The sequence below is a fragment of the Palleronia abyssalis genome, from assembly GCF_900302445.1.
Classification (GTDB): domain Bacteria; phylum Pseudomonadota; class Alphaproteobacteria; order Rhodobacterales; family Rhodobacteraceae; genus Palleronia; species Palleronia abyssalis.
On sequence record NZ_ONZF01000001.1, the window covers coordinates 328739 to 353062 of the forward strand.

General features: G+C 63.5%; 29 protein-coding genes. 26 read left to right on the top strand and 3 right to left on the bottom strand.

Annotated elements, in window-relative coordinates:
* Positions 1–191: 191 nt before the first annotated feature.
* Genes PAA8504_RS01695 through PAA8504_RS01730 form a run of 8 tightly spaced genes read left to right on the top strand, consistent with a single transcriptional unit; the run spans position 192 to position 7985 of the window.
* The gene (locus PAA8504_RS01695; protein ID WP_091846743.1) at positions 192–527 is read left to right on the top strand and encodes an NADH-quinone oxidoreductase subunit A; all 336 of its coding nucleotides are present in this window, start codon (positions 192–194) and stop codon (positions 525–527) included.
* A complete protein-coding gene (locus PAA8504_RS01700) occupies positions 518–1429 on the top strand; it encodes a hypothetical protein (RefSeq protein WP_108892419.1) in 912 nt (303 codons plus the stop codon). The genes PAA8504_RS01695 and PAA8504_RS01700 overlap by 10 nt, the downstream gene beginning before the upstream one ends.
* A complete protein-coding gene (locus tag PAA8504_RS01705; protein ID WP_108892420.1) occupies positions 1426–2286 on the top strand; it encodes a complex I subunit 1 family protein in 861 nt (286 codons plus the stop codon). The genes PAA8504_RS01700 and PAA8504_RS01705 overlap by 4 nt, the downstream gene beginning before the upstream one ends.
* Positions 2283–2888 (top strand): NADH-quinone oxidoreductase subunit J family protein, encoded by a 606-nt coding sequence (locus PAA8504_RS01710; protein WP_108892421.1) that lies wholly within the window; start codon positions 2283–2285, stop codon positions 2886–2888. Before PAA8504_RS01705 ends, PAA8504_RS01710 begins: the two co-directional genes overlap by 4 nt.
* The gene (gene nuoK, locus PAA8504_RS01715) at positions 2888–3193 is read left to right on the top strand and encodes an NADH-quinone oxidoreductase subunit NuoK (protein ID WP_108892422.1); all 306 of its coding nucleotides are present in this window, start codon (positions 2888–2890) and stop codon (positions 3191–3193) included. Before PAA8504_RS01710 ends, nuoK begins: the two co-directional genes overlap by 1 nt.
* Complete coding sequence (locus PAA8504_RS01720) at positions 3190–5115, top strand: NADH-quinone oxidoreductase subunit 5 family protein (protein ID WP_108892423.1); 1926 nt, start codon at positions 3190–3192, stop codon at positions 5113–5115. The genes nuoK and PAA8504_RS01720 overlap by 4 nt, the downstream gene beginning before the upstream one ends.
* Positions 5116–5119: 4 nt before the next feature.
* Positions 5120–6592, top strand: a complete 1473-nt coding sequence (locus tag PAA8504_RS01725) for a complex I subunit 4 family protein (RefSeq protein ID WP_108892424.1) — start codon at positions 5120–5122, stop codon at positions 6590–6592.
* 1 nt (position 6593) lies between these two features.
* Positions 6594–7985, top strand: coding sequence for an NADH-quinone oxidoreductase subunit N (locus PAA8504_RS01730; protein WP_108892425.1), 1392 nt, complete (start codon positions 6594–6596; stop codon positions 7983–7985).
* A gap of 30 nt (positions 7986–8015) precedes the next feature.
* On the opposite strand, the gene PAA8504_RS01735 is transcribed toward PAA8504_RS01730, so the two are convergent.
* Positions 8016–8381 (bottom strand): ArsR/SmtB family transcription factor, encoded by a 366-nt coding sequence (locus tag PAA8504_RS01735; RefSeq protein ID WP_245897485.1) that lies wholly within the window; start codon positions 8379–8381, stop codon positions 8016–8018.
* Here PAA8504_RS01735 and PAA8504_RS01740 point away from each other — a divergent pair.
* The 15 genes from PAA8504_RS01740 (at position 8365) to PAA8504_RS01815 (ending at position 20476) form a co-directional block, all read left to right on the top strand.
* The gene (locus PAA8504_RS01740; protein WP_281259928.1) at positions 8365–8889 is read left to right on the top strand and encodes a YeeE/YedE family protein; all 525 of its coding nucleotides are present in this window, start codon (positions 8365–8367) and stop codon (positions 8887–8889) included. The two genes, PAA8504_RS01735 and PAA8504_RS01740, sit on opposite strands and share 17 nt — an antisense overlap.
* An 11-nt stretch (positions 8890–8900) precedes the next feature.
* Entirely contained in the window at positions 8901–9335 is a 435-nt protein-coding gene (locus PAA8504_RS01745; RefSeq protein WP_091846753.1) for a DUF6691 family protein, read from the top strand.
* A 3-nt stretch (positions 9336–9338) separates the two neighbouring features.
* The gene (locus PAA8504_RS01750) at positions 9339–10250 is read left to right on the top strand and encodes an MBL fold metallo-hydrolase (protein WP_108892427.1); all 912 of its coding nucleotides are present in this window, start codon (positions 9339–9341) and stop codon (positions 10248–10250) included.
* Between the two features lie 14 nt (positions 10251–10264).
* Positions 10265–10651, top strand: coding sequence for a rhodanese-like domain-containing protein (locus PAA8504_RS01755; protein ID WP_219928886.1), 387 nt, complete (start codon positions 10265–10267; stop codon positions 10649–10651).
* Between the two features lie 97 nt (positions 10652–10748).
* Positions 10749–12251, top strand: a complete 1503-nt coding sequence (locus tag PAA8504_RS01760; protein ID WP_146190435.1) for a multicopper oxidase family protein — start codon at positions 10749–10751, stop codon at positions 12249–12251.
* An 88-nt stretch (positions 12252–12339) separates the two neighbouring features.
* On the top strand, positions 12340–12720 hold the full coding sequence (locus PAA8504_RS01765; protein ID WP_181375662.1) for an EF-hand domain-containing protein: 381 nt from the start codon (positions 12340–12342) through the stop codon (positions 12718–12720).
* 222 nt (positions 12721–12942) lie between these two features.
* Positions 12943–13341 carry a hypothetical protein gene (locus PAA8504_RS01770; protein WP_108892429.1) on the top strand — a complete coding sequence of 133 codons (399 nt, stop codon included), beginning with the start codon at positions 12943–12945 and terminating at the stop codon, positions 13339–13341.
* A 78-nt stretch (positions 13342–13419) separates the two neighbouring features.
* Positions 13420–13641, top strand: coding sequence for a hypothetical protein (locus PAA8504_RS01775; RefSeq protein ID WP_108892430.1), 222 nt, complete (start codon positions 13420–13422; stop codon positions 13639–13641).
* A complete protein-coding gene (locus tag PAA8504_RS01780; RefSeq protein WP_108892431.1) occupies positions 13641–15101 on the top strand; it encodes a TolC family protein in 1461 nt (486 codons plus the stop codon). Before PAA8504_RS01775 ends, PAA8504_RS01780 begins: the two co-directional genes overlap by 1 nt.
* Positions 15102–15131: 30 nt before the next feature.
* Positions 15132–16490 (top strand): multicopper oxidase family protein, encoded by a 1359-nt coding sequence (locus PAA8504_RS01785; RefSeq protein ID WP_108892432.1) that lies wholly within the window; start codon positions 15132–15134, stop codon positions 16488–16490.
* A gap of 33 nt (positions 16491–16523) precedes the next feature.
* Entirely contained in the window at positions 16524–17024 is a 501-nt protein-coding gene (locus PAA8504_RS01790; protein ID WP_219928887.1) for a cupredoxin domain-containing protein, read from the top strand.
* A 49-nt stretch (positions 17025–17073) separates the two neighbouring features.
* Positions 17074–17550 carry a cupredoxin domain-containing protein gene (locus tag PAA8504_RS22405; RefSeq protein ID WP_245897486.1) on the top strand — a complete coding sequence of 159 codons (477 nt, stop codon included), beginning with the start codon at positions 17074–17076 and terminating at the stop codon, positions 17548–17550.
* A 30-nt stretch (positions 17551–17580) separates the two neighbouring features.
* Positions 17581–17862: a copper-binding protein gene (locus PAA8504_RS22410; protein ID WP_108892434.1), complete on the top strand. Its 282-nt coding sequence runs from the start codon at positions 17581–17583 to the stop codon at positions 17860–17862.
* 1485 nt (positions 17863–19347) lie between these two features.
* Positions 19348–19554 carry a cold-shock protein gene (locus PAA8504_RS01810; RefSeq protein ID WP_108892435.1) on the top strand — a complete coding sequence of 69 codons (207 nt, stop codon included), beginning with the start codon at positions 19348–19350 and terminating at the stop codon, positions 19552–19554.
* 529 nt (positions 19555–20083) lie between these two features.
* Positions 20084–20476, top strand: coding sequence for a DUF6481 family protein (locus tag PAA8504_RS01815; RefSeq protein ID WP_219928888.1), 393 nt, complete (start codon positions 20084–20086; stop codon positions 20474–20476).
* Between the two features lie 746 nt (positions 20477–21222).
* Here PAA8504_RS01815 and PAA8504_RS01825 read toward each other — a convergent pair.
* Both PAA8504_RS01825 and PAA8504_RS01830 read right to left on the bottom strand, forming a co-directional pair.
* The gene (locus PAA8504_RS01825; protein WP_146190436.1) at positions 21223–21528 is read right to left on the bottom strand and encodes a hypothetical protein; all 306 of its coding nucleotides are present in this window, start codon (positions 21526–21528) and stop codon (positions 21223–21225) included.
* Positions 21529–21864: 336 nt separating this feature from the next.
* The gene (locus PAA8504_RS01830) at positions 21865–22182 is read right to left on the bottom strand and encodes an ArsR/SmtB family transcription factor (RefSeq protein ID WP_245897487.1); all 318 of its coding nucleotides are present in this window, start codon (positions 22180–22182) and stop codon (positions 21865–21867) included.
* Between the two features lie 90 nt (positions 22183–22272).
* Between PAA8504_RS01830 and PAA8504_RS01835 the strand changes: the two genes are divergently transcribed.
* Genes PAA8504_RS01835 through PAA8504_RS01845 form a run of 3 tightly spaced genes read left to right on the top strand, consistent with a single transcriptional unit; the run spans position 22273 to position 24085 of the window.
* Positions 22273–22731 carry a YeeE/YedE family protein gene (locus PAA8504_RS01835; RefSeq protein WP_108892440.1) on the top strand — a complete coding sequence of 153 codons (459 nt, stop codon included), beginning with the start codon at positions 22273–22275 and terminating at the stop codon, positions 22729–22731.
* On the top strand, positions 22731–23171 hold the full coding sequence (locus PAA8504_RS01840) for a DUF6691 family protein (protein WP_108892441.1): 441 nt from the start codon (positions 22731–22733) through the stop codon (positions 23169–23171). Before PAA8504_RS01835 ends, PAA8504_RS01840 begins: the two co-directional genes overlap by 1 nt.
* Positions 23168–24085: an MBL fold metallo-hydrolase gene (locus PAA8504_RS01845; protein WP_108892442.1), complete on the top strand. Its 918-nt coding sequence runs from the start codon at positions 23168–23170 to the stop codon at positions 24083–24085. Before PAA8504_RS01840 ends, PAA8504_RS01845 begins: the two co-directional genes overlap by 4 nt.
* The last annotated feature ends 239 nt before the right edge of the window (positions 24086–24324 follow it).

A 24324-nucleotide genomic window follows, 5' to 3' on the forward strand; every position in this document is an offset into this window, starting at 1 on the left:
CGCACGCGGGGCCGCCCCCGATCCGCGGCGATCCTGCGGGTCGGCTTGACCGGACCGGTCAGGCCGCCTGGCCCGGATCGCGCGACCAAACCTTCCAGCGATGGAACCTTTTTCCAGCGTTTTCCAAGCTTTAGCGGGAACTTTCGCACGCCCGCAGGTTTGACGGGTAAATCGACAGGGTATGCCGCGACATGCAGACGGTCATCGTGATACTCGGATGGACGGCCCTCGCGGTGCTGTTGGCGCGCGCGATGCAACCCGTCGCGGACAGCACCGCGCCGCAGGCGATGCCTTTTCTGGGCGGGGGGACGCCCGACACCCATGCCTGGCAACGCTATCACTTCCGCCCCTATTCCATGGCCCTTCTGTTCGTCGCCTTCGAAATGGAGATGATGTTCATGTATCCATGGGCTGTGGTCTTCGTCTCCGAAGGGATCAAGGCGCTGGCCGAGATGGGCATGTTCCTGGCGATCCTGTCTGTGGGCATCCTTTATGGTTGGCGCGAAGGGATCTTCCGATGGCAATGACTCGTCTTGCCCGTTGGGCGGCGCGGTCGCCCGCGCCCGTCTTCGCCGCCATCGGCCCCGGTCGGCAGGCCGAAACCGAGCGTCTGCTTGCCCGGCCCGGCCTGCGCCGGGCCGCGACCCCGCGCGATGCGGCGATCCTGCTGGTCGCCGGCGATCTGCCGGGCGACACGGCAGAGGCGCTGTCCCATGTGCACGACCAGCTTCCCCATCCGCGGGCCACGCTGCGGTGGCAGGCGGATGCCCCAGATGCCATCGCGGCGCGGATCGAAACGGCATGGCGCGATATTTGCGCGGGCGAACGGGACGAAGACGATCATCTGCCGGACGAGCCGCCGAACGCGTGGAAGGGCATCGGCCCCCACGGTCAGGGCGGCAAGGGGATGATGGGCGGCACGCCCTACGGGCGGCCCATGGCCATGACCGGCACGGACATTCGCGACGGGCTGCGACTCGACCGGTACACGGCGCGGTTCGGTCCGTTCCTGCCGATGCTGCCGCCGGGGCTGGTGCTTCAGGTGACGCTGCAAGGGGACGTGATCTGCGACCTTGACGTGCAAGCACCACCCCTCGCCCAGGCGGCAGATGCCGATGCGCCCGATCTCTGCGCGGCGCGGATGCTGCGGCTGCTGGGTCTGGACCGCGCCGCCCACCGCGTGATGCACGGGCAATCCGCCCGCGCGCTGTGGCTGCGGGGCGCGGTGCCGAAACGGATCGGCAGGATCGACGGCACCTCCGCACGCGACCGACTGATCGCCTGGCTGGCGGGCGACACGGTGTCGGTCGCGCCCCCCGATCTGCCCGCGCTGTTGCACGGTGCCGAATGGGCCGAGGCCATGCTGATCCTCGCGTCCCTGCCCCCATCGGCACTCATCCGTGCCGCGCGCGGCGTGGAGGCTGCATGACGGCGCTTCTGACCCTCGCGGTCCTTGCGACCTTGCTCGGCGGGACGCTGTTCGCCGTCGCCCTCGACCGTGCCTATCTGCCGCTCCTCGCGCTCTTCACTCGCCAGCGGGTCGAGACCGAGGCTCCCGACCGCCTGAACCGCGATCTGGCCCCCGCCTGGTATCTGGCGCTGGCCGCCATCGGCATCGCCGTCGTCCCCTTCGCGCCGGATCTGGCGCTGATCGACAGCCCGGTGGGCATCGTGATCTGGGGCAGTTGCGAAGCCCTGATCGTCCTCACCGTCTTCCTGCACGGCTGGTCGCCCAACGCGCCCTTTCCGCTGATCGGGGCCTATCGCTATGCCGCCATCGGGCTGCCGGTGATGCTGCCCTCGATGTTCGTGCTGATCGCCGCCGCCCTGCCCGCCGAAAGCCTGTCGCTGGTCGCCATCGTCGACAGCCAGCGCGAGGTCTGGAACGTGATCCGCCAGCCGCTGGGCCTGCCGCTGTTCATGGTGGTTGCCCTGGCGATGACCCTGCGCGGCCCGATGGATTACGCCGACGCCGCCGATATCGCGACGGGCACATCGGCCGAAGACAGCGGCGCCGGTCGCGCCGTCTGGCAGATCGCGCGGCTGGCGATGCTGGTTTCGGTCTCGGCCATCGCCGCGACGGTGTTTCTGGGCGGACCGCTAGGACCGGTGCTGCCCGGACCGGTCTGGCTGTGGCTGAAGACGGGCGCGCTGATGGCGCTGACCGTCTGGATCGGCAACCGCGTGGCGCGGACGACCCCCAGCCGGATGCTAACGATCCTGTGGGTCGTGCTGCTTCCGCTGTCCTTCCTCCACCTTCTGATTTCGGGGCTGATCGCGCTATGACCGACCTCATGATCGCCCTGCTAACAGCCTTTGCCGTCTGGACCGGCTGGCGGGTGTTCCGCGTCGACAGCATGGTGCGCGCCTCCTTCGCGCTGATGCTGTCCTTCGTCGCGGTGGGCGCAATCGGCGTGCTGCTGTCCGCGCCCTATATCGGTGTGGCGACCGTGTTCATGATGGCTGTCGAAATGATGGTCATGGCGATCTTCATGGTCATGTTCATGATGAACCCCGCGGGCCTCAATCCGATGGTCATGGTCCACCAGCACCGCCTGTCCATCGGCGCCGGCATTGTCGCCTTCATCGGCCTGTCTGCCGCCGTGCTGCTTTCGCCGCTGCCGTCGAACCCGGTCGCCGCCGACACCGACGTCGTCGCGCAGCTCGGCCACGAACTCCTTGGCCCCTCCATGCTGATCTTTGAGACCGCGGGCGTCACGCTTCTGGCCACGATGGTCGGCGCGGTGATCCTGTCCTCGCGACAGGGCCGTTTCGGATCGGCCGACGAAGGATCGCGTCCGCCCGGACTGACCGAGGGCGGCGATCCCGCAGGCCGCCAGCCGGAAGGCGGCGGCGGCCACGGCCATCACCATCACGAGGGCCATTGATGACCCTGATCATCGTCCTTCTCGGGGCCGCCGCGCTGATCGGCATCGGACTTTACGGCGCGCTCAGCCAGCAAAGCTTCGTCATGCTGATGATGGGGCTGGAACTGATGCTGAACGGTGCGCTTCTGGCGATCATCGGCTTCTGGTCCCTGTACCTGGGCGGCATGCCCGAAGGCCAGCTGCTGGCGATCATCGTGATGGCGGTCATGGCCGTGGAAATGGCGATCGGCTTCGCGCTGATCGTGGCGGTCTATCGCAAGCGGCAGGCCGACATGACCGAAAGCATCGGAACGCTGAAGCAATGATCTGGGCGCTAGCATACGTGCCGGTTCTGGCCGGTCTGGCGATCTGGGCCATCGGCGGCACGCGGGCGCGGCTGGCGACGCTGGGGGCCGGGGCGGCCGCCGCGACGCTCGGCCTGGCGCTGTTTTCGGGCGACCGGACCGGACGCTTCGTCTGGTCTGAGTTGCTCGTGCTGCAGGCCGCCCTGCCCCCGCTGGCCCATGCCGCGGCCCTTCTCGTGCCCGCGATCCTGCTGCCGATCACGCTCTACGCCGCATCGCACGAAGACGGTCGCGGCCTGCCCCGCCTCATCGGATTGATGCTGGTCTTCACCGGCGGCATGGAACTGGTCATCGTCGCCGCCGACCTAGTGACGCTGCTGATCGGGTGGGAAATCGTCGGTGCCTGTTCCTGGGCCCTGATCGGGCACAAGTGGCGGAGCCAAGCACCGGGCCTGTCGGCCAGTTTCGCCTTCGTCCTGACCCGCGCGGGGGATCTGGGTCTTTTCATCGCGCTGATGGCGACCGTCACCGCGACGGGCAGCGCCAGCTATGGGGCGCTCGGCACGCTCGACGGCTGGCCGCTGTCGCTGGCCGCGTACGGGCTGCTTCTCGCGGCGGTGTCGAAGGCCGGTCAGGTGCCTTTCGCGCCGTGGCTGTTTCGCGCCATGGACGGACCGACATCCGTGTCCGCCTTGCTGCACTCGGCCACGATGGTGGCGGCGGGGGCCTACATCCTTGCACGCCTGCATCCCCAGCTTTCGGCGGCACCGGGGTTCGGCCCGGCGGCGATGGTGATCGGACTTGCCACCGCGATCCTCGGCGGCGTCGTGGCCCTGCGCCAGACCCACGCCAAGAAGCTGCTGGCCGGATCGACCTCGGCACAGACGGGCCTGATGATCGCCACAATCGGCGCGGGCTATCCCGGTGTCGCGGTGCTGCACCTGATCGTCCACGCCGCGAGCAAGGGCGCGCTGTTCTGCGCCGCAGGCGTTGCCCATCGCGTCACCGACACGTTCGATCTGCGCCGGATGGGTCTGGCGCGCGCCCTGCCCGTCACCACGGCCCTCACGGTCATCGCCGCCCTGTCGCTGGCAGCCGTGCCGCCCCTGTCCGGCGGCTGGAGCAAGGAAGAAGTGGTCAAGGCGCTGGAACATGCAGGGCCGATCTGGGCCGCGGCGATCATCGTCGCAGGCGGGTTAAGCGCCGCCTACGCCACCCGCTTCGCCATCGCCGCCTTCGGGCCGGGCGAAGATCGGGATAGCACGGTCAAACGGGGCGAGCTGGCCGGGCTCGCCCTGCTGTCCGGTGCCGTGCTGGCGCTTTCGGCGCTGTGGTGGCCGCCCGTCCACGACGTTGTCGCCGCCCGGATCGGTGCGGACTTGCCCGAAGGGTCCCGCCTCGGACTTCTCGCGTCGCTTGCCGCCGTGGCGTTCGGTATCCTCGCGGGCCTACGCGCCGCGCGGTCCGATACCGAAGCCCCGGCGATGGAATGGCTGGGTCTGCCCGCGCTTTACGAACATGGCCTCATCCGGCCATTCCATGCTCTCGCGATCATGGCCGCGCGGGCGGATGACCGGGTTATTGACTTGATTCCGCGCGGCGCGGCGACCGTGGCGATATTCCTTGCCGACGGCCTGTCGCGCGCCGATGACGATACGCTGGACGGGCTCGCGCCGGGCGCGGCCGGGGCGGCGATGTCGACCGGCGGACAGATCTGGCGCGGCGCTGTCGGGACCGCGGTGCGCGCGACGTCCGGCCTTGCCGCACTGGGTGCCGGTCTGGGCGAACGGCTGAGCGACCTGATCCCGAACGGCAGCGGACGCATCGCGGGCATGGCGGGCGCGGACCTGCGACGGCTTCAGACCGGGCTTGCGCATCACTACTACTCCATTCTCGTGGCGGGCTTTGCCTTGGCCGTGGGGCTGTTAATTTTCGGAGGCTGAACCCGTGCTGACACTTGCCATTCTTATCCCGCTGCTGGCGTCCCTGGTCCTAGCCTTCGTCCCCTTAGGCGAGGTCGCATCGCGCTGGACCGCCACCGGGGCCGCCGCACTGTCGCTTGTGGCTCTGGTGATCGTCTGGGCGGGCGGCGGCGACGGCTTTCGCGCCGTGGCCGAAGTGCCGTGGATCCCGACCCTCGGGATCGCCTGGCGCGTGGGCGTCGACGGCATGTCGCTGGCGCTGGCGCTGATGAGCGCGCTGATCTTCGTCGCCGCGACCGCCTGGCCGCTGAAGCTGCACGATGCGCGCGCCTACTACGCCTGGATGGCGTTCCTTGCGGGCGTGTCCATCGGTCTCTTCGTCACGCTCGACCTGATCGTCTTTTACGTGTTCTTCGATCTCAGCCTTGTCGGCATGTATTTCCTCATCGGTCGCTGGGGCCATGGCGACGCGCAGCATGCGGCGCTCAAATTCTTCGTCTATACGCTCGCGGGCTCGCTGCTGATCCTGATCGGGATCATCGTGCTGGCGCTGAACATGCCGACACTGACCTTCGACATGCGCGCGATGATCGACAGCCCGCCGCTGGCCGCCGCGGGGATGGTGCCCGGTCTGGTGTTCCTCGCCTTCGTCATCGGCTTCGGGATCAAGACGCCGGTTTTCCCGGTCCATACCTGGCTGCCGCCCGCCCATGTCAACGCGCCGGGGCCCGCCTCGGCCATCCTGGCGGGCGTGCTGCTGAAGATGGGCACCTACGGGCTGATCCGCATCCCGCTGCAGATGATGCCCGACACCTTCGCCCGCTGGGCCCTGCCGCTGGCGATCGTCGGCGTAATCTCGATCCTCTGGGGCAGCATCGTCGCCTTCGCCCAAGACAACCTGAAGCGTCGCATCGCCTACACCTCGGTCAACCACATGGGCTACACCGTTCTGGGCATCGCGGTGGCGGGATCCGCGCTGGGGTCCGAGACCGCACGCCAGCTGGCCATGACCGGCGCGGTGGTCGAGATGATCGCCCACGGCCTGATCACGGGCGCATTGTTCCTGATCGCGGGCGCAGTCTGGCAGCGGACCGGGGATTACCACCTGCCCAATTTCGGCGGGTTGGCGGGCCCCGCCCCGCGGCTGACGGGTGCGGCCACGCTGGCGGCCTTTGCGTCGCTGGGCCTGCCGGGTCTGGCCGGTTTCGTGGCCGAGCTGCACATCTTCCTCGGTGCCTTCGGCGTCTATCCCTGGCTGGCGGCCATCGGTCTTCTGGGTATCCTGATCACCGCCGCGCTGTTCCTCCGGATGTTGCGGCAGATGTTCTTCGGCGACCTGCCGAAAGAACGCGCGGGTTTCACCGATCTCGACAGGACCGAAACGGCGCTTTTGGCGGGCGTGCTGATCCTCGTCGTGCTGATCGGTATCTGGCCCACATGGCTGTTGTCTCTCATCGACGCCGCTTCCCTGATCCCGACCCCCGGCGCGGGGGGCTGACATGCCCATCGGCGATCTCGCCCCAGAACTGGCGGTCCTGTTGACGGCGGTCGCCGTGCTTCTTCTGGCGATGGTCCTGCCGCAGCGCCGCCACGGCTGGTGCGCCCTGCTGGCGGCGGCGGGGCTGGCCCTGTCCATGGCTTTCGCCTGGGCACAGTCCGATGCGCACCGTTTGACCTTTTCGGGCACCTTCGCCTTGGACGGGGCCACGACATGGGCGCGGTTCGCCATACCGGGCCTGACGCTCCTGTGCGTCGGCCTTGCGCCGCGCTGGTTCGCCACCGACCGCCGACACGGCGAATTCTACGCGATGCTTCTGTTTTCGACCCTCGGCGCAATGGCGATGGCGGGGGCGGCGGATCTGATGCAGCTGGTGATGGGCGTGCTGCTGTCGTCGGTCACGGGATACGTTCTGGCCGCCTATCACCGCGACTGGGCGATCTCGCTGGAAGCGGGAATGAAGTATTTCCTGGTCGGCGCATTGGCCAACGCGCTTCTGGTGATCGGCGTGGTCTTCGTGATGGGCATGGCGGGCAGCACCGATTACCGCGACCTCGCCGGCGCGATCCCGGACAATCCCGTCGCGCTTGCGGGCCTGACCCTCGTGCTGATGGGCCTGTTCTTCAAGCTGGGTGCCGTGCCCGCCCATACCTGGGTGCCGGACGTCGCCGAAGGCGCGCCCGCCCCTGCGGCCGCGTTCCTGACCGTGATCCCCAAGCTTGCCGCGGCCGTGGCGCTCTACCGCTTGGTCGCGCTGACCCCCGAAACGCAAGCCCTGCCGCTGCTTGTCGCGCTGGTGGCTGCCGCGACGATGACGGTCGGCAACCTTTGCGCGCTGTGGCAGGACGATGTACGCCGCCTTGTCGGGTGGTCGTCGATCAGCCAGACGGGCTACGCGCTGATGGCCGTCGCCGTGGCGGGCGCGGTCCCGGACGCCCTGCCCGCGCTCCTGGCTTTCATGAGCGTCTATGGCATCGCCAACCTGCTCGCCTTCGCGGCCATCGTCGAATTGCGGGGACGCACTGCCATCGCGGACTACCGTGGTTTGATCAGAAAGCACCCCGGCCCGGCAATCGCCCTGACACTTGCCTTCCTGTCCTTCGTCGGCATCCCGCCGCTTGCCGGATTCCTGGGGAAGTTCGCGTTGTTCGTGGCCACGCTCGAAGCGGGTCTGGCCTGGCTCGTCGTTGTAGCCGTCGCCAACACAATCCTTTCGCTGTTCTACTACCTGCGTGTCATCGGGCCCGCGGTGTTTTCCCGACCCGAAGGCGCGATGGCGACGCTGGGCGGCACGGCGCGCGCCACGTTCTGGGCCCTGTTCGCGCTGCTTCTGGCCACCACATTCCTCTGGTCCCCCGTCTGGTCCGCCCTGCCCCGCGCCCTGCTGCCGTGAACGCGACCTTGCCGCACCGCACCGAACGGGTCAGACGTCCGGGGGCCGCTCCCCGTCCCCCGCATCCGCGCAGTAGATTCGGTAAAGCGCGTCGATCAGATCGTGCAGGCGCGGATCGGCGATGCGGTAGAAGATGCTTTGGCTTTCGCGCCGCGTCGCGACCATGCCCGCCGCGCGAAGGCGGGCAAGGTGCTGGCTGAGCGCCGATTGGCTAAGCGCAAGCTGGCCCTGCAGCGCGCCCACCGATCGCTCGCCCTCCAACAGGTGGCACAGAACCATCAGACGGTTGGCATTCGACAACAGCGCCAGCTGCTCGGCCACGTCCGCCGCGCGCGCCTGCAGGACCGGCAGCGGCGGACGGTTCTTCATATTATTAGAGTTGACTAATTTAGTCATTACTTACATATATCACGGCGTAGGTCAGATATCCATACAGCAATCGAAAGGATCGTGGATGGAACCGGTCGTCGCAACGCCCTTCACACCGTGGCTGTCGCTTTTCGGTGGCATCCTGATCGGCCTTGCCGCGGTCATGGTCATGGGTCTGTTCGGCAAGATCGCCGGGATCACCGGCATATCGAAGGGCCTGACATCGGCGGTGGCCGGCACCGGCGGGCCTGCGGATCGCGGCTGGCGGTTCGCGGTTCTGCTGGGATTGATCGCGGCCCCGCTGGCCGTGCTCCTGGCGACGGGATCCTTACCGCAGCAGACCGTGCCAATTAACCTCTGGGGCATGGCGCTGGCCGGTCTTCTGGTCGGGTTCGGCACGGCCTTCGGGTCGGGTTGCACGTCCGGGCACGGGGTCTGCGGTCTGGCGCGTCTATCGCCGCGGTCTGCGGCGGCTGTCGCCACCTTCCTCGTCGCGGCCGTCGCGACGACCACCTTCATCCGCCACGCCATCTAGGGAGACCCGTCATGCGCAACGCCATGGGCTTCGTCGCGGGTCTGATCTTCGGGATCGGGCTGATCGTGTCGGGCATGTCCGACCCGGCGAAGGTGCTGAACTTCCTGGACATATTGGGGCCGTGGGATCCCAGCCTCGCCTTCGTGATGGGCGGCGCGTCGGTGACGGCCTTCCTGGGCTATCGTCTGGTCTGGCGTCGCGACGCGCCCGTGCTGGGTAAAACGTTCGACCTGCCGACAGGCACGACCATCGACGCGCCGCTGCTGACCGGCGCCGCGATCTTCGGTGCGGGATGGGGCTTGGGCGGCTTCTGCCCCGGTCCCGCCTGGACATCGCTGGCGATGGGGGCACCGGGCACGCTGGTGTTCCTGCCCGCGATGCTGGTCGGGATCGTGCTGGCCGATCTCGGCAAATCCGCGACCCGTCTCGCAAGCAAAGGAGCGTGATCCATGTCCGAACTGAACGACCCCATCGTCCGCCTTTCGGCCTCAACCGGTCCCGACAGCCCCGATGTCTGGGGGATCTACGAGCCCGATACCGGCTCGATCCAGTATATCTGCGCCGACCCGGCGACGAAGAAGGCGGTCCTGATCGACGTGGTACTGAACTTCGACCCCGCGAGCTTCGCGCTGAGCGAGCGCAGCATGGAGCAGGTGCTGGGCCTGGTCGAAAAGCATGACCTGCACGTCGAATGGGTGCTCGACACCCACCCCCATGCCGACCACGTGATGGCCTCGGCGCGGCTGAAGGAGCGCATCGGCGCTCCCAACGCTATTGGTGAAAAGGTGCGCGAGATCGCAGACCTCTGGCGCGACTACTACAACACGCCCCACGCCTTCGATCCGGATCGCGATTTCGACCGGCTGTTCGCCGATGGCGATGCGTTCCCCATCGGCGATCTGAAGATGCGCGTGATGCTGTCGCCGGGGCATACGCTGGGCTCGATCACCTATATCTGCGGAGACGCGGCCTTCGTGCACGACACGCTGATGCAACCCGACAGCGGCACCTCGCGCGCCGATTTCCCCGGCGGGTCGACCGAAGACCTCTGGAACTCGCTGCAGGACATCCTGTCCCTGCCGAAGGAGACGCGCTTGTTCATTGGCCATGATTACGGGGCCGAAGGGCGCGACACGCCGGAATGGGAGGCCACGGTCGCCGCGCACAAGGCCCGCAACGTCCATGTCAGGGACGGCACCGACAAGCGCGAATTTATCGAAACGCGCGAGGGGCGGGACGCCACGCTGTCCCTGCCCGACCGGATGCTGGCGGCGTTGCAGATCAACCTGCGCGCCGGACGGCTGCCCGATGCCGAAGACGACGGCGCGCATTACCTGAAGATTCCCCTGAACAAGTTCTGAAAGGAGTTACCACCATGGCGAAATCAATGAAGGACCTCGTGGCAGACGCCAGATCCCGCATCGAAGCAATCAGTCCGGCGGACGCGCATGAAGCGGCGCGGAGTAGCGACGTGATCCTCGACGTGCGCGAACCGGTCGAACTGGACAGCGACGGTGCCATCGCGGGCGCGATCCACATCCCCCGCGGCCTAGCCGAAGCGCAGGCCGACCCCGACACCGGCAAGTCCAACGATGCCCTGACCGCCAAACGCGGCGGCGGTGGCCGGGTCCACGTCCTGTGCGCCTCGGGCGCCCGCGCGGCGCTTGCGGCCGACAGCCTGCGACAGATGGGCTACGACACCACGGTCATCGAAGGCGGGCTTGAAGGCTGGAAAAAGGCGGGACTAGCGCTGAAGGACTAACCGGGAATGCCCGTGTCATCGAAGGCATCTGTCCCATTCCCGCCCTCTCGAACCAAAACGCTGCCGACGCAAGTCTTCCCATGACGGAGCACTTCCAATGAAACGCCGCCAATTCCTGTCTCTCACCACCGCCGCGCTGGCTGCGCCCACCTTATTCGTCCGGCGCGCAAATGCGGCGGAACCCGGCGCGCCGCTTCCTGTGCCGGAGGTCATGGATGTTGGCCCCGGATCGGGGAACAGGCTTGAAGCGATCAGAAGCACCCGCGAGTTCGTCACCGGCGTCAGATCGGACACTCTGGGATATTCGCAGGACTATCTGGGGCCGCTCTTACGGTTTCGACGCGGACAAACCGCCAAAATGGATGTGACGAACCGCATCGACGCGCCGATCACAGCCCACTGGCACGGTATGCACGTGCCGGGTCATCTGGATGGCGGACCGCAACTCGCCTTCGGTCCGGGCGAGACCTGGTCGCCGGAGCTGCCAATCGACCACCCTGCGGCGACCCTCTTCTACCACAGCCACGTGCACGGCCGCACGGCGGATCAAGTCTATCGCGGCCTTGCCGGACTGATCATCATCGACGATCCCGATATCGACGTTCCGTTGCCGCGCGATTACGGCGTCAACGATTTCCCGCTGATCGTGCAGGATCGCAGCTTCGACGGCGCGGGCCGGATGACCTACGACATCGGCATGATGGACCTGATGCAGGGCTTTCACGGGACCGAGATTCTGGTGAATGGGGCGATCCGCCCGAAGCTGACCGTTCCTGCGGGTTTGGTGCGCCTGCGTCTCGTGAACGGATCGAACGCGCGGATGTATGATTTCAGCTTCACGGATGGGCGGACGTTTCACCAGGTCGCCAGCGATGGCGGCCTGCTGACCGCACCCGTCTCCATGACCGGCCTGCGCCTGGCCGCCGCCGAACGAGCCGAGATCGTGGTGGATTTCACGGATCGCGCCTCGGTACGGCTGGTCTCCACCCAAGGCGGATCGGGCATGATGGGCGGTGGCATGATGGGCAACAGTGGCATGATGGGTGGCAACGGCGGCATGATGGGCGGCGGTGCCGAAGGTTCGCCGCTCGAAATTCTGTCCTTCGAAATCGCCGATGCCCGCAACCCCGGTCCCGCGCGCCTTCCCGAAGCCTTGCCCGCACCCGTCGTCGATCTGGGCGAACCCGTGCGTCGCCGCGACTTCACGTTGAACATGCATGCCGGGAACATGATGGGCAGCATGTTGAACAACCTGATCGGGCGCGACGGACAGATCATGGGGATCAACGACGAGTCCTACGACATGGGACGCATCGACCTTCAGGTGCCGCACGGCGAAACCGAGCTTTGGCGCATCAACGCGGACATGTCGATGCATCCGTTCCACGTTCACGGGACATCCTTCCAAGTCGTCATGCAAAACGGGCGGTCTGTCGATCCGGCCCGGATCGGTTGGAAGGATGTCGTGCACGTTCAGGGTCCGACCGAGATATTGCTGCGGTTCGACAAGCGCGCGAGGGCAGATGCGCCGTTTATGTATCATTGCCACATCCTGGAACACGAGGATGTCGGCATGATGGGTCAGTTCACGGTTCTATGACGTCTGACCCGGTTTCACATCGAAACCACCGACTTTCCAAATGGTTGGAAAGAACGACACCAAGGAAGAAAGGCACGATACTATGAAGATGACCAATGGAATTTACGCCGTGATCCTTGCCCTCGCCGCGACCGCGGCGCAGGCCGAAGAGCATGGTGGCGACACCTCCGACACCGCGTCCCAGGACGGCATGCAGATAGGTGGAATGTCGCAGAGCGGATCCTCTAACGGAATGGGCATGATGGGTCAATCCGGCATGGGCGGCTCGATGATGCCTGGCATGATGGTCGCCATGATGGATACCGACAATGACGGCGCGCTGTCGCTGGAAGAGGTTCAGGCGGTGCATGAGCGGATGTTCAACATGGCCGATAGCGACAACGACGGTCGAATCTCGGTCGAGGAAATGCGCTCGATGATGGGCGGTGGAATCATGGGTGGCGGCATGATGCAGCGGAATTCGCAGTAGATAAGTTCCGTTACGGCGTGAATCTTTCTGCTCCAAGCAGGTATTTCCAACATGCCGAGCTCTCGGAGCGCCGGTTTTGTCTGTCATGAAACCTGTCTTCCCGGCCCGTCGCTCGATACGAGAATGGGCCGGGGTCAGCGGTAACTCGCTTGTGTTGCCCTGAATGACGGCGGCCCGACGAAAGTGGATGGACGAGCGCCCCCTTCCAATCCATAGACACTCATGGACTTGCTGATCGCCACAAAGAAACTCTTTCGCTCCAGCATTTTGCTGTTGTCTGTGATGTTTCTCGCGTTCGGCTCTTCGCTCCTACCGGTCTCCGCGAACGACGCCGATCGATCCGCCCTTTTGCTATCTCTTTCAGAGCTTGAGGCGACTTCGCCGATAGAGGATCACGGATCTGCCGAGGCCCATGAGGACGCGTTCTGTGCGTCTCAACACGCGACCGCTTCGCACGAAGACGGCGCTTGCTGCGACGCGATGTGTTCTGCTGTGATCGCGGTTCCGGCGCCTTTCGCCAGCTCCTTCGCGTTGCCGGAGTCTATTGCGCCCTCTTTCCATTCGATGCCTGCGCGCAGCAGTGTCGTCGAGTTTTTCCGTCCTCCCTCTCTGACAATCTGAGCCTGGCCCCAATGAGGGTCTGACATCGGATTACGATCCCGCAACGTCGGGATCTGCTTCAGACGAGCAGGACAGTTCATGACTACCAAGTTACTCGCTGCCGGGGCACTGCCCCTGGCGCTGGCCGCATGCAGTGCCGCCACACCCTTGCCGGACACCAGCTTTGTGGTGGCACCCGCGGCCCCTACGGTCGCCGCCCGGCAGACCGGATACGTCAATCCCATCCGCAACTACACGGCGCGACCCGTCGTCGACCCGGCCGACTGGCGCCAATCCAACCAGTCGCAGGAAGGTCTATAATGGCTTTCCTGAAAATGACGATTGCTGCGTTGCCGTTCGCCCTTGGTGCCTGCGCGGCGACTTTGCCAACAGGCGTGACAACTCCTGGAGCAGGGTTTGATCTGGTCTCAGGCAAAACCCAGGCGGCGACCGGGAAACGGTCCGTCTGGATGCAGAACGCCTCCCAGGCTCAGCAAGTGGCCCGCGACGTTCATGCCATGACGCATCGCAAGACCATTTCTGCGGATACTGCCGTACAGGTGGCACTCCTGAACAACCGTGGTCTCCAAGCGTCCTATGCAAATATCGGAATTTCCGCGGCTGAGGTTTGGCAGCAGGCAACACCGGAAAACCCAATCGTCTCGGTCGGTTTGCTCGGGATCGGTGCGCCCGAACTTGGGCTTTTTCGAGCTCTTGAATCCGTGGTTGCCGTAAACCTTCTGGATGTACCGACACGCAAACGCCGTGTCGCGGTCGCGCAAGCCGACTTTCAACGCGCCCAGATGCAAGCCGTCGTCGATACGCTGACGCTAGCTGCGCAGACCCGCACGGCCTGGATCGATGCGGTAGCAGCTTTCGAAACGGTAGCCCTGCTCAATCAGGCAGCCCAGACGGCCGATGCGTCGTCAGAACTGGCGGCCCAGTTGGGTCGCACCGGTGCCCTCAACCGTGCCGCTCAGGCGCGGGAGCAGGTCTTCGATGCCGAACTCGCCACGCAAACGGCAGAGGCGCGATTGGCTGCAGCCTCCGCGAAAGAGCAGCTGACGCGTCTGATGGGGCTTTGGGGGACAGAGGTGGACTACTTCGTTCCCGACGCCCTTCCAGCCTTGCCGAGCAGCCTTCGCTCGACTGCCGGGATCGAAGCACGCGCACTTCAGAACCGGGTCGATCTGCAAGTCGCGCGACTGAGTCTTGCCGCGACGGCGGCGGCCTACGGATTGACCGACGCGACACGCGTGCTCACGGACCTGGAAGTCATCGCCGGGGCTGAACTGGAACGCGAAGCAGAGGACGGCGACATCGAAGAGGAAGTGACCCCGCAGATCGAGCTGGAGTTCCAGATTCCCATCTACGACAGCGGAAAGGCACGGCTTCGCAAGGCCGAGTTGTCCTACCTGCAGGCGGCGAACGTACTCGCCGAAACGGCCGTCGCCGTCCGGTCGCAGGCGCGGGTCGCCGAAACGCAGTATCGCGGCACATATGCCATCGCCCGCCAATACCGGGACGTGGTCCTGCCCCTTCGCGAGATCATCAACGAAGAGTCCCTCCTTTCCAACAACGCCATGATCACCAGCACCTTCCAGCTTCTGGCGGATGTCCGAGAAGGTTTGGGCAGCGAACTCGACGCGGCGGAGGCAAAACACCAGTTCTGGCGCGCTGCGGCCGGCCTGGAGACCGCGATCTACGGCGGAGAGGCCGGCGGTGGCGGCGAGGGTGGCGGCGGCGTCGATCTCGGCGGCGACGGCGGTGCCGGACACTGAACCCTGACACTCATTCAAAGGAACGATACGATGCTCAACAGACGTCAACTTCTCGGTACCGGAGTGGCAGGTGCCACGCTCGTTTCCACCCGAGCCTGGTCCCAAACCTCGAACCGCGGCCTGCCGGAAGCCGCACTGACCAGCGAGTCCGCGACACAGGCTCCCGTCGTCCCCACCACCGGGGTCGATTACAATCCGGTCGTTACGCTGAATGGCTGGACGCTGCCCTTCCGGATGAAGGATGGCGTGAAGGAGTTCCATCTGGTCGCCGAACCGGTCGAGCGTGAACTGGCCGAAGGCACCACTGCATATCTCTGGGGCTACAACGGGACCTCCACTGGCCCGACCATCGAGGCCGTGGAAGGCGACCGGGTTCGCATCTTCGTCACCAACCGCCTTCCCGAACCGACCTCTGTTCATTGGCACGGACAGATCCTGCCCTCGGGCATGGACGGCGTGCACGGCCTGAGCGGTCCGGGCATTCCAACCGGAAAGACCTACGCTTACGAGTTCGACCTGCTGAAGTCGGGCACGTTCATGTACCACCCCCACGCCGACGAGATGGTGCAGATGGCGATGGGCATGATGGGTATGTTCGTCGTTCACCCCAAGGACCCGACCTTCCGCCGCGTCGACCGCGACTTCCTGATCATGCTGAATGCGTTCGACATCGATCCCGGGACTTACGTGCCGCGCATCATGGAGATGACGGATTTCAATCTCTGGACGTGGAACAGCCGCATCTTCCCGGGAATCGACCCGCTGGTCGTCAGCCAGGGGGATGATGTGCGGGTGCGGGTCGGCAACCTGACGATGACGAACCACCCGATCCACATGCACGGGTACGATTTCAAGGTTTCCTGTACCGACGGGGGCTGGGTGCCGCCGGAAGCCGCCTGGCCCGAGGTTTCCATCGACATTCCGGTGGGGGCGATGCGCGCTTTCGATTTCAAGGCGGACCATTTGGGCGACTGGGCGATCCACTGCCACAAGTCGCATCACACCATGAATGCCATGGGTCACGACATTCCGACCTTCATCGGGGCCGACAAGACGGCGGTGACGCAGAAGATCCGTCAGGTGCAGCCCGAATACATGCCGATGGGCACCGCTGGCATGGCCGACATGGGCAAGATGGAGATGCCGATCCCCAAGAACACCGTTCCGATGATGAACGGCTGGGGAAAGTACGGCCCGATCGAAATGGGCGGCATGTTCTCGGTCGTGAAGGTTCGCCAGGGAATAGCGGCAGGCGACTACTCCGATCCCGGCTGGTACGACAGCCCGCCGGAAACGACCGTCGCCGAATGGACGGGCGACGTGCCTGCCCCTGTCGAAGTGACCGATGCGGCCACGCATTACACCGATTTGTCGAAGATCAGCGGCTGAAGAAACCAAAGAGCAGTAGTGAGGAGTCTTACGATGAAGAAGACACTTGTTGCGGTCGCCATACTCGGAGCGCTCGGCGCTCCGGCAATGGCACCGGCAAATGCCTATCACCGGGGCGTCCACGATGGCCCGGTGCTTCACGCCGGTAACGTGCCGATCGGATATCCCGGAGAACCCGCACTGATTGATCGAACCATACGTGTGTCGATGGTCGATGTCTCCGATTTAGTGATGAGCTTCAATCCGGACGCGATTGAGATTGCGCATGGCGAGACGATCCAATTCGTCCTTAGGAACGAAGGATCCGGGCCCCACGACTTCGTAATGGCGACGCCCGAGGAAATCGCGGATCACCGCGATGAGATGCAAGGCTTCGATGACATGCGTCATGAGGCTGACTATGCCGTTCGGGTTGAGCCCGAAGAGACCCGGACATTCATCTGGACATTTGCGAACGAAGGAGACTTTGAATTCGCCTGCCTGATTCCCGGCCATTACGAGGCAGGAATGCACGGTCCCCTGACCGTCGACTAACGCCGAAAACAATCCTCAGTATCCAGAAGGAAAAACTATGAGAAGAACGATGATCCTTTCGGCAGCAATGCTGTCACTGACCGTTCCGGTCTTCGCCGCAGGCAAGCATGAGGGCGGCCATGGCGACGACGATAAAACCGAGATGGCGATCGGCATGCCTGCGGATGCGGATAAAGCCAGCCGGACGGTGGAGGTCTCGATGCTCGAGACCGATGATGGCGAGATGCTTTTCGAGCCGCAAAAGCTCACTTTTTCGGAAGGAGAGACGGTGCGCTTCGTGATTACCAATAACGGAGAACAAGAACACGAATTCGTCCTCGATACCGCCGAAGCCAATCAGGAACACAAGGAACTGATGGCACGGTTCCCCGAGATGGAACACGACGATCCGAACGCCGTACGGCTTCAGTCGGGCGAAGAAGACGAAATCGTTTGGACCTTCGCCAACGAGGGCGAGTTTGAATTCGCCTGCCTCATTCCGGGTCACTACGAAGCCGGCATGCATGGACCGCTTGTCGTAAACTGAAAACCGAAAAACCCACAAAAGGATAGTACCATGAAAAAGATCACTGCCATCGTCACCGCTTTCCTCGTCTTCGGCTCGACCGCTTTCGCTCAGGAAACCGTGTATACCAAAGGTAGCGTCAAGGCTTTGGACATGCCTGCCGGAAAAGTCACGATCATCCACGAAGAACTCATGAATCTCGACATGCCGGCCATGACAATGATCTTCCGCGCTGATGAAGAAACCCTCGCCAAGCTATCTGAAGGTCAGAATATCGAGTTCGTGGCCGACCGCGTGGAAGGGAAGCTGACGATCGTCGAGTTGAAAGAGTAAGAAGTTATTTCGCTTCATCCGCCATTAGCAGATAACCTCTAGCTTTGGCTAAGACCGAGCGAGCCTTTCGGTTCGCTCGGCAACCCTCGTTTTTATTTTGGAGAATAACCTCCCCGTGATCCATCATCGATGATCTATTCGCTGACGGTCTTAGCCCGCCGAGAAACCAATTAACCCTGCCCATTGTTTGCGCCACCACTTAGAGCTTGCAAGATGTTCGGATGTCCCGCCGGCGCTCATACACCCAATCATACATCCTTTTCCCAGCGCCCATCATGCCGGTAGCCCGGACGTCACCTGAGGTGGAAAAACCTGAACATCCAGTGCACACGAGACGCAGCAACCCATTGATAAGTTGAAACAATCCGTCCGGTCCATCATCGGGGCCGTGGACAATCTAGCGTGTACGTTTGTTTTCATTTTCGTATCTTCAAACTGTTGGCGGCGAATACTGCTACACTGGACGCCCCAATCTCCCCGATTATGGCCCTCTACGACGGTTCATTGCGCACACCGTGCACGCGAAAATGGCCTCCGTCAGCAAGCTCCCACCGAGGCCTACCGGGTCCGCATCAAACCAAAGGGCGGCTGTGCGAGCGAGACGTTCCCCGCCGCGATGAGGTCCTTCGTTGGGCCGCCGGGCGGAGGCCCGGATCGATCAGGGGCTGGCGCCTACAAGCGCGTCCGTTTTCCGCCTTGAGAGTTTTGGCGACCTCATCGACCTTGATATAACTGATATGTCTTAGGTAGGGAAACCGTCGCGTCTCAGCAAGGCCGCTACGCTCACGACGCTCAAGCGCGATCCTGGGAATCAGAAGATCAGCAAATTTGGACATCAGAAGCTGGTTGGCTACCGCAAGATGCGCGCCGATCAAGGCGCCACCTGCCCCTTCCGGTGACCCGGATCGGCAAGTTCGCGGTGGCAACGGCCATGCGGCTCGGCGAGATCTGCCGCGTCGAATGGACCGATCCCGACGTGAACCGTCGCATGCTCCTGATCCGCCACAGGAAGGATGCACGCAACAAGACGGGAAACGAACAGCGGTTCCCCCTCTTCGCGGCTGCAAGGTTTGGGAATTGATCACGGGCCAAACGAAAGAACTCGGGCACGCGAAGGGTCGGATCTTTGCCAACAACTCGAAACCAGTCGGAACGGCCTTCCGAAACGCCCGCGTTGACGTCTGCGTGAAAGACCTCCACTTCTGTGAAGAGCATCGCAGGAATGGAATCTGCTCGCTGCCAGAATCCGCGGAGTTCGAATGGGCATACCTGTTTGGCACTCAGATTTCACGAATGATGAAAACTTTATCTTCTTTGAACGGCTACGGTGGACAAGCAGCCCGAGACCTGTCATACGGGCGTTGCTACGTTACCTCTGTCGATCCCCTGCTTTCCCTACACGGACATCAGCGAACTCGATCTTGGCCGACTTTGCCACGCTGTTGCACTTCCGCGAACAGGTTGAAAACTACAGGAGATCTCACGATGGCCAATGGCACCGTGAAATGGTTCAACGCCACCAAAGGCTTCGGCTTCATTGCACCCGATACGGGCGGAAAAGATGTCTTCCTTCATATTTCTGCTGTCGAGCGCGCGGGCCTGAGCACCGTGAACGACGATCAGAAAGTGACCTATGACGTCGAATCCGGTCGCGACGGCCGGGAATCCGCGACCAATCTTCAGCTCGCCTGAAGGTCGATCCAAGTTTGGAGCAGGGCGTCTTCGGGCGCCCTTTTTCGTGGTAGTCAACATGCAATCCCGGGGCTCCTTGCACGAGCATGAGTCTTGCGCGAATCCAGATCCGGTCGCCCTTCGTCACCGTACTTTCCGTGGCGTTTGGCAAGGCTTTGGTGGGCATCGGTCCAGCCTGAAAGCACATACATCCAAGGCATGTTTGATGTCGGCGCGTTATGGCGCCAGCTTCTACGCTGCGATTTGACGTCAGCAGTTGGCATACGTGTACGCAGAAACGACGTCTTCATGCTAGGCTTTCACGACACGACCAAATGACAGGCCGTGACCTTTTCAGTGAATGCTCAAGCGTTGGACCTACGCAATGCTGCCGTACAAACGAGTTCGTCAACGCGCTCACCCCCGGGTGGCATGACGCATTTACGGTACGATGGCTGACCGAAGGGATTACGGGCGCATTCCCGTGTGTCCGACCTATTTCTTTTGAAGCGTGCCGGGAAATCTGGTCTGCGGACCTACAATCCTCTCAATGGAACACAGTTTGAAAAACCAAAAAAGTAATGATCTTGCCGATCGCCGAAGTGCCTCCGCAGAAGCGAAGGCAGCCCTGCTGAAGGCCCATCAGGCCGCGAAAGAGGCCGCAGAACCGACCCGTCGCGCACGGCAGGAAGAACGTCTGGCAGTAGCCAAGGCACGGGACGAACGGCGTGCGGAACGTGACAGGGCAAAAGCGGAAGAGCAGCAGCGTGCCGACGCAGAAGCCGCCCGAGAGCAAGCCGCTGCCGATGCTGCAGTCAAAGCCGAAGCCGAAGCGCGCCAAAAGTCCGAAAACGATATGATCTCACGGGTCGTTCGGGACGAAGCGACCCGAAAAGCCGAGCGCGATCGCCGCTATGCCAACCGCAAGGCGAGGCAGTCCTAGCGTTCTTTGCTTGCGTTCGGGTCGACATAAAGCTCACGACAGACAGGACGCGCTCGTCGAACCATTCCCGTTCCCTTCAGATATGGAGAGTATTTTGTCGACCAAGAACACAGTCTTCCGCCCAACTGCATCCGAGACCAAGGCAGATAGCATCACCAGGATCGTGAAGGGAATGATCGACGCAGATACATCCGCTCGCGAAGCCAAGACGCAAAGGCTCCGGGCCGCCCGTCTCGAAAGAGATACGTCGGAAGCGGCACAGGTGGCACCGGAACCGAAGAAGAAGTCGCGAAAGCGCTCCGCAAAGCCCAAGTCGACCGACTGACATGTACCTTGCTGTAAGAAGGTGACCGGCTGTTTCTCATCTATCACGGTGAGGACGACGAAGCTGCATCTAGATGGTAGACCAAGAGCCTAGGAACTAGCGGGCAATGACAACGCTCTTGGCCAGCCCCCATTGTTATGCGTAAGAGAGGCTAGTCAACCGGATCCCAACGGCAGAACATCTGGTTCCACACGTTTCCAGAAGACCGCGGAAGTATCGGTAATTGGGTTGGCCAACCGAAAGGTGTCGAGTTCTCGATATGATCGACGGAATGACCGTGATCGAAATCAAGCGAGATGGAATACACGCTGGTTTGGGCGTTCACTGCGGTCGGTCGCCGTCCGTGTGATCCACAGTAATGGCCGGACGGTTCGCGAAAAAAGCCTGCCATTCGATACCTTCCGCTTCTCGTGATCGCAGATCAGCATTCCATGGCGCTGTCCGCGCCACCCTCGCCCCAGCTATTGTTGCTGATCACAGGTGGTAGGCCAACCATCCCGGTGTTCGAGTTGCGAATGCGGCAGGGAAAGGCGTCTTTGCTGATACGCAGAAGCAGTCGGCTGGCAAGGGATTTGGCCGGACGCCCCTCCAAATCGCCGGATGAGGTCATGAACGCGGAGAGGTTGCCGGAACATAACGCTCCACGAAATCCGTGGGCCGCATAGCGAGGACCGGCAGCGAAATCCGCGACAGACCAGAACGATCCTGACTTCGCGACCATGCGCATGTAGATCTGCGATCCGGCGAAGGTGGTGGCTGTGACTGTGACGGGAAACCTCGCCGCATCGCGCCGAAGAGGCACCTCTTCCCGTCGGACAGGTGTGGATCAGCCCCGTATCGCAAACGGATGCAGCGGCCCGATCCGCGATATCGGACCATCAACCACTGCGAAGGGAAGCATGACCCGGTTGAGAGATCCGACCCCACTATGCAAATCACGGGCGGGGAGCTTGACCGATATGCCCGATCAGAGCGGCTGCCATTGGCGCTGCGCAGCACTGACCAGGCAAGGAGGGATCGGATTTGACGGCCCTACCGTTCGCGGCGTGGGTGCCAGGCTGCGTCAGACGTCCTTGCAGAACGCCTCGTAAAGCGCGGCCATCAGCAGCTCGAGCTCTTTGTCGCCGATCCGGTAATAGATTGTCTGACTTTCGCGGCGGGTTTCGACCATGTCAGCATCGCGCAGCTTGGCCAAATGCTGGCTCAAAGCCGACTGGCTGAGCCCGACGGCCGCTTGGAGCGAGCCGACCGATCGCTCTCCCTTCACGAGTTCGCACAGGATCAAAAGCCGCTTTGCGTTGGAGACGAGCGCCAAGCGACCCGCCACATATTCAGCCCGCTCCTGAAGAGCCGCGACGGACCTATCTGCATCCAGCTTCACTATATTAGCCTTGACTGATTTAGCTTGTCCTCATATATATCCGACAATCCCGGCCGAGGCAAGAGCGCCGGAACCGAACGGAGACGGATAATGGAAATGGATCTGCAGACGGCATTCACGCCCTGGGCCTCGCTCTGGGGGGGCGTACTGATCGGGCTCAGCGCGGTAATGGTCATGGGGCTGTTCGGCCGGATCGCGGGGATCGCGGGGATCACGAAGGGCTTCCTTGGCGCGTTCGTGCCGACCGCCGGCGCTCCACGCGACAGGGATTGGCGGCTGGCTTTCCTGATTGGCCTGATGGCAGCGCCCCCTGCCCTGATGCTGACCGGCGGGACGGTGTCGCAGACAGTGCCATCGAACCTGGTCGGCATGGCTGTCGCCGGCCTGCTCGTGGGTCTTGGCACTGCGCTCGGATCGGGCTGCACCTCGGGGCATGGCGTCTGTGGACTTGCGCGGCTGTCGCGGCGGTCCGTGGCGGCGGTCGCGACCTTCATGGGCGCGGGATTTGCCACGGTCTTCGTGCTGCGCCACGTTCTGGGGGGTGCATGATGCGTATGGCTTTCGGTTTTCTCAGCGGCCTCGTCTTCGGCCTGGGCCTCTTGATCTCGGGCATGTCCGATCCGGCAAAGGTTCTGAACTTCCTCGATCTTGCGGGAACGTGGGACCCGAGCCTCGCCTTCGTCATGGGCGGCGCGACGGTTACGGCCTTCATCGGATATCAACTTGTCTGGCGCCGGAAAGCTCCGGCGTTCGAGGCGTCGTTCGACGTACCCACAAGCACCCGGATCGACCGGCCGCTGATCCTAGGCGCGGCCCTTTTCGGCACCGGGTGGGGGATCGGCGGCTTCTGCCCCGGTCCGGCGTGGACTGCACTGCCGCTGCTCGCCCCCGGCACACTGGTTTTCCTGCCCGCGATGCTTGCCGGCCTCTGGATCGGCGCACGGGGAAAATCCTTGAACATCTTTGCGCGAAAAGGAGCAACACAATGAGCAATTCCAAGCTGAGACAGCGGATCGTGCGCCACTCTGCCTCTCGGGGCCAGGACAGTCCCGATGTCTGGGGCATCTACGAGCCCGATACAGGCTCGATCCAGTATATCTGCGCCGATCCGGTCACGAAGAAAGCCGCGCTGATCGACGTCGTCTGGAACTTCGACCCGAAGCCCTACCGCGTCTCGACCGAGAGTATGGACCAAGTGCTGGACCTCGTGCGCGAGAACGGCCTGACCGTCGAGTGGGTGCTCGACACGCATCCCCATGCCGACCACGTCATGGCCTCGGCGCATCTGAAGGAGCGGACCGGAGCACCAAACGCCATCGGTTCGAAGGTAAACGAGATCGCGGCGATCTGGGAAGAGATCTACAACTTGCCCGGAATCTTCGACCCGGCGCGGGACTTCGACAGGCTTTTCTCCGAAGGTGAGACCTTCCGGATCGGCGAGCTCGAGATGCGGGTGATGCTGTCGCCCGGTCACACGCTGGGGTCGATCACCTACGTCTGCGGCGATGCGGCCTTCACGCATGACACGCTGATGCAGCCCGATGTCGGAACGTCCCGCGCCGACTTCCCCGGCGGAGACACAGGGCAGCTTTGGGATTCTATCCAAGTTATCTTTTCCCTGCCCGCCCAGACGCGTCTCTTCGTCGGCCACGACTACGGCACCGAGGATCGTGACGAGCCGATGTGGGAAGCGACCGTGGCCGAGCACAAGGCCACAAACCGCCACGTGAAGGACGGCACACGTCGTGAAGACTGGATCAAGCGCCGCGACGAACGCGACGCCACCCTGCCGCTGCCCGACCGCATCCTTGCCGCGCTCCAGATAAACCTGCGCGGTGGTCGTCTGCCAGAGGTCGAGGATGATGGTCGCGCCTACCTGAAACTGCCCGTCAACCGCTTCTGAGCATATCACAGGACCGTGATGACCATGCACGACCTTATGTCAGACGCCCGCACCCGCGTCCGTGCCGACGTCCCGCGACAGGTTTGGGGCGCGGTGCTCCAGAATGAACTGATCCACGCAGTGGGCAAGTTCGCAGGGTCCGCGGCGGACGACCCCATCGCGGTTGCCCCGCACATCGCATGCGGCATCCTTGGGCCCGGGTCGTATGTGACGTCGCAAACCGCTGAATCCCGGCTTTC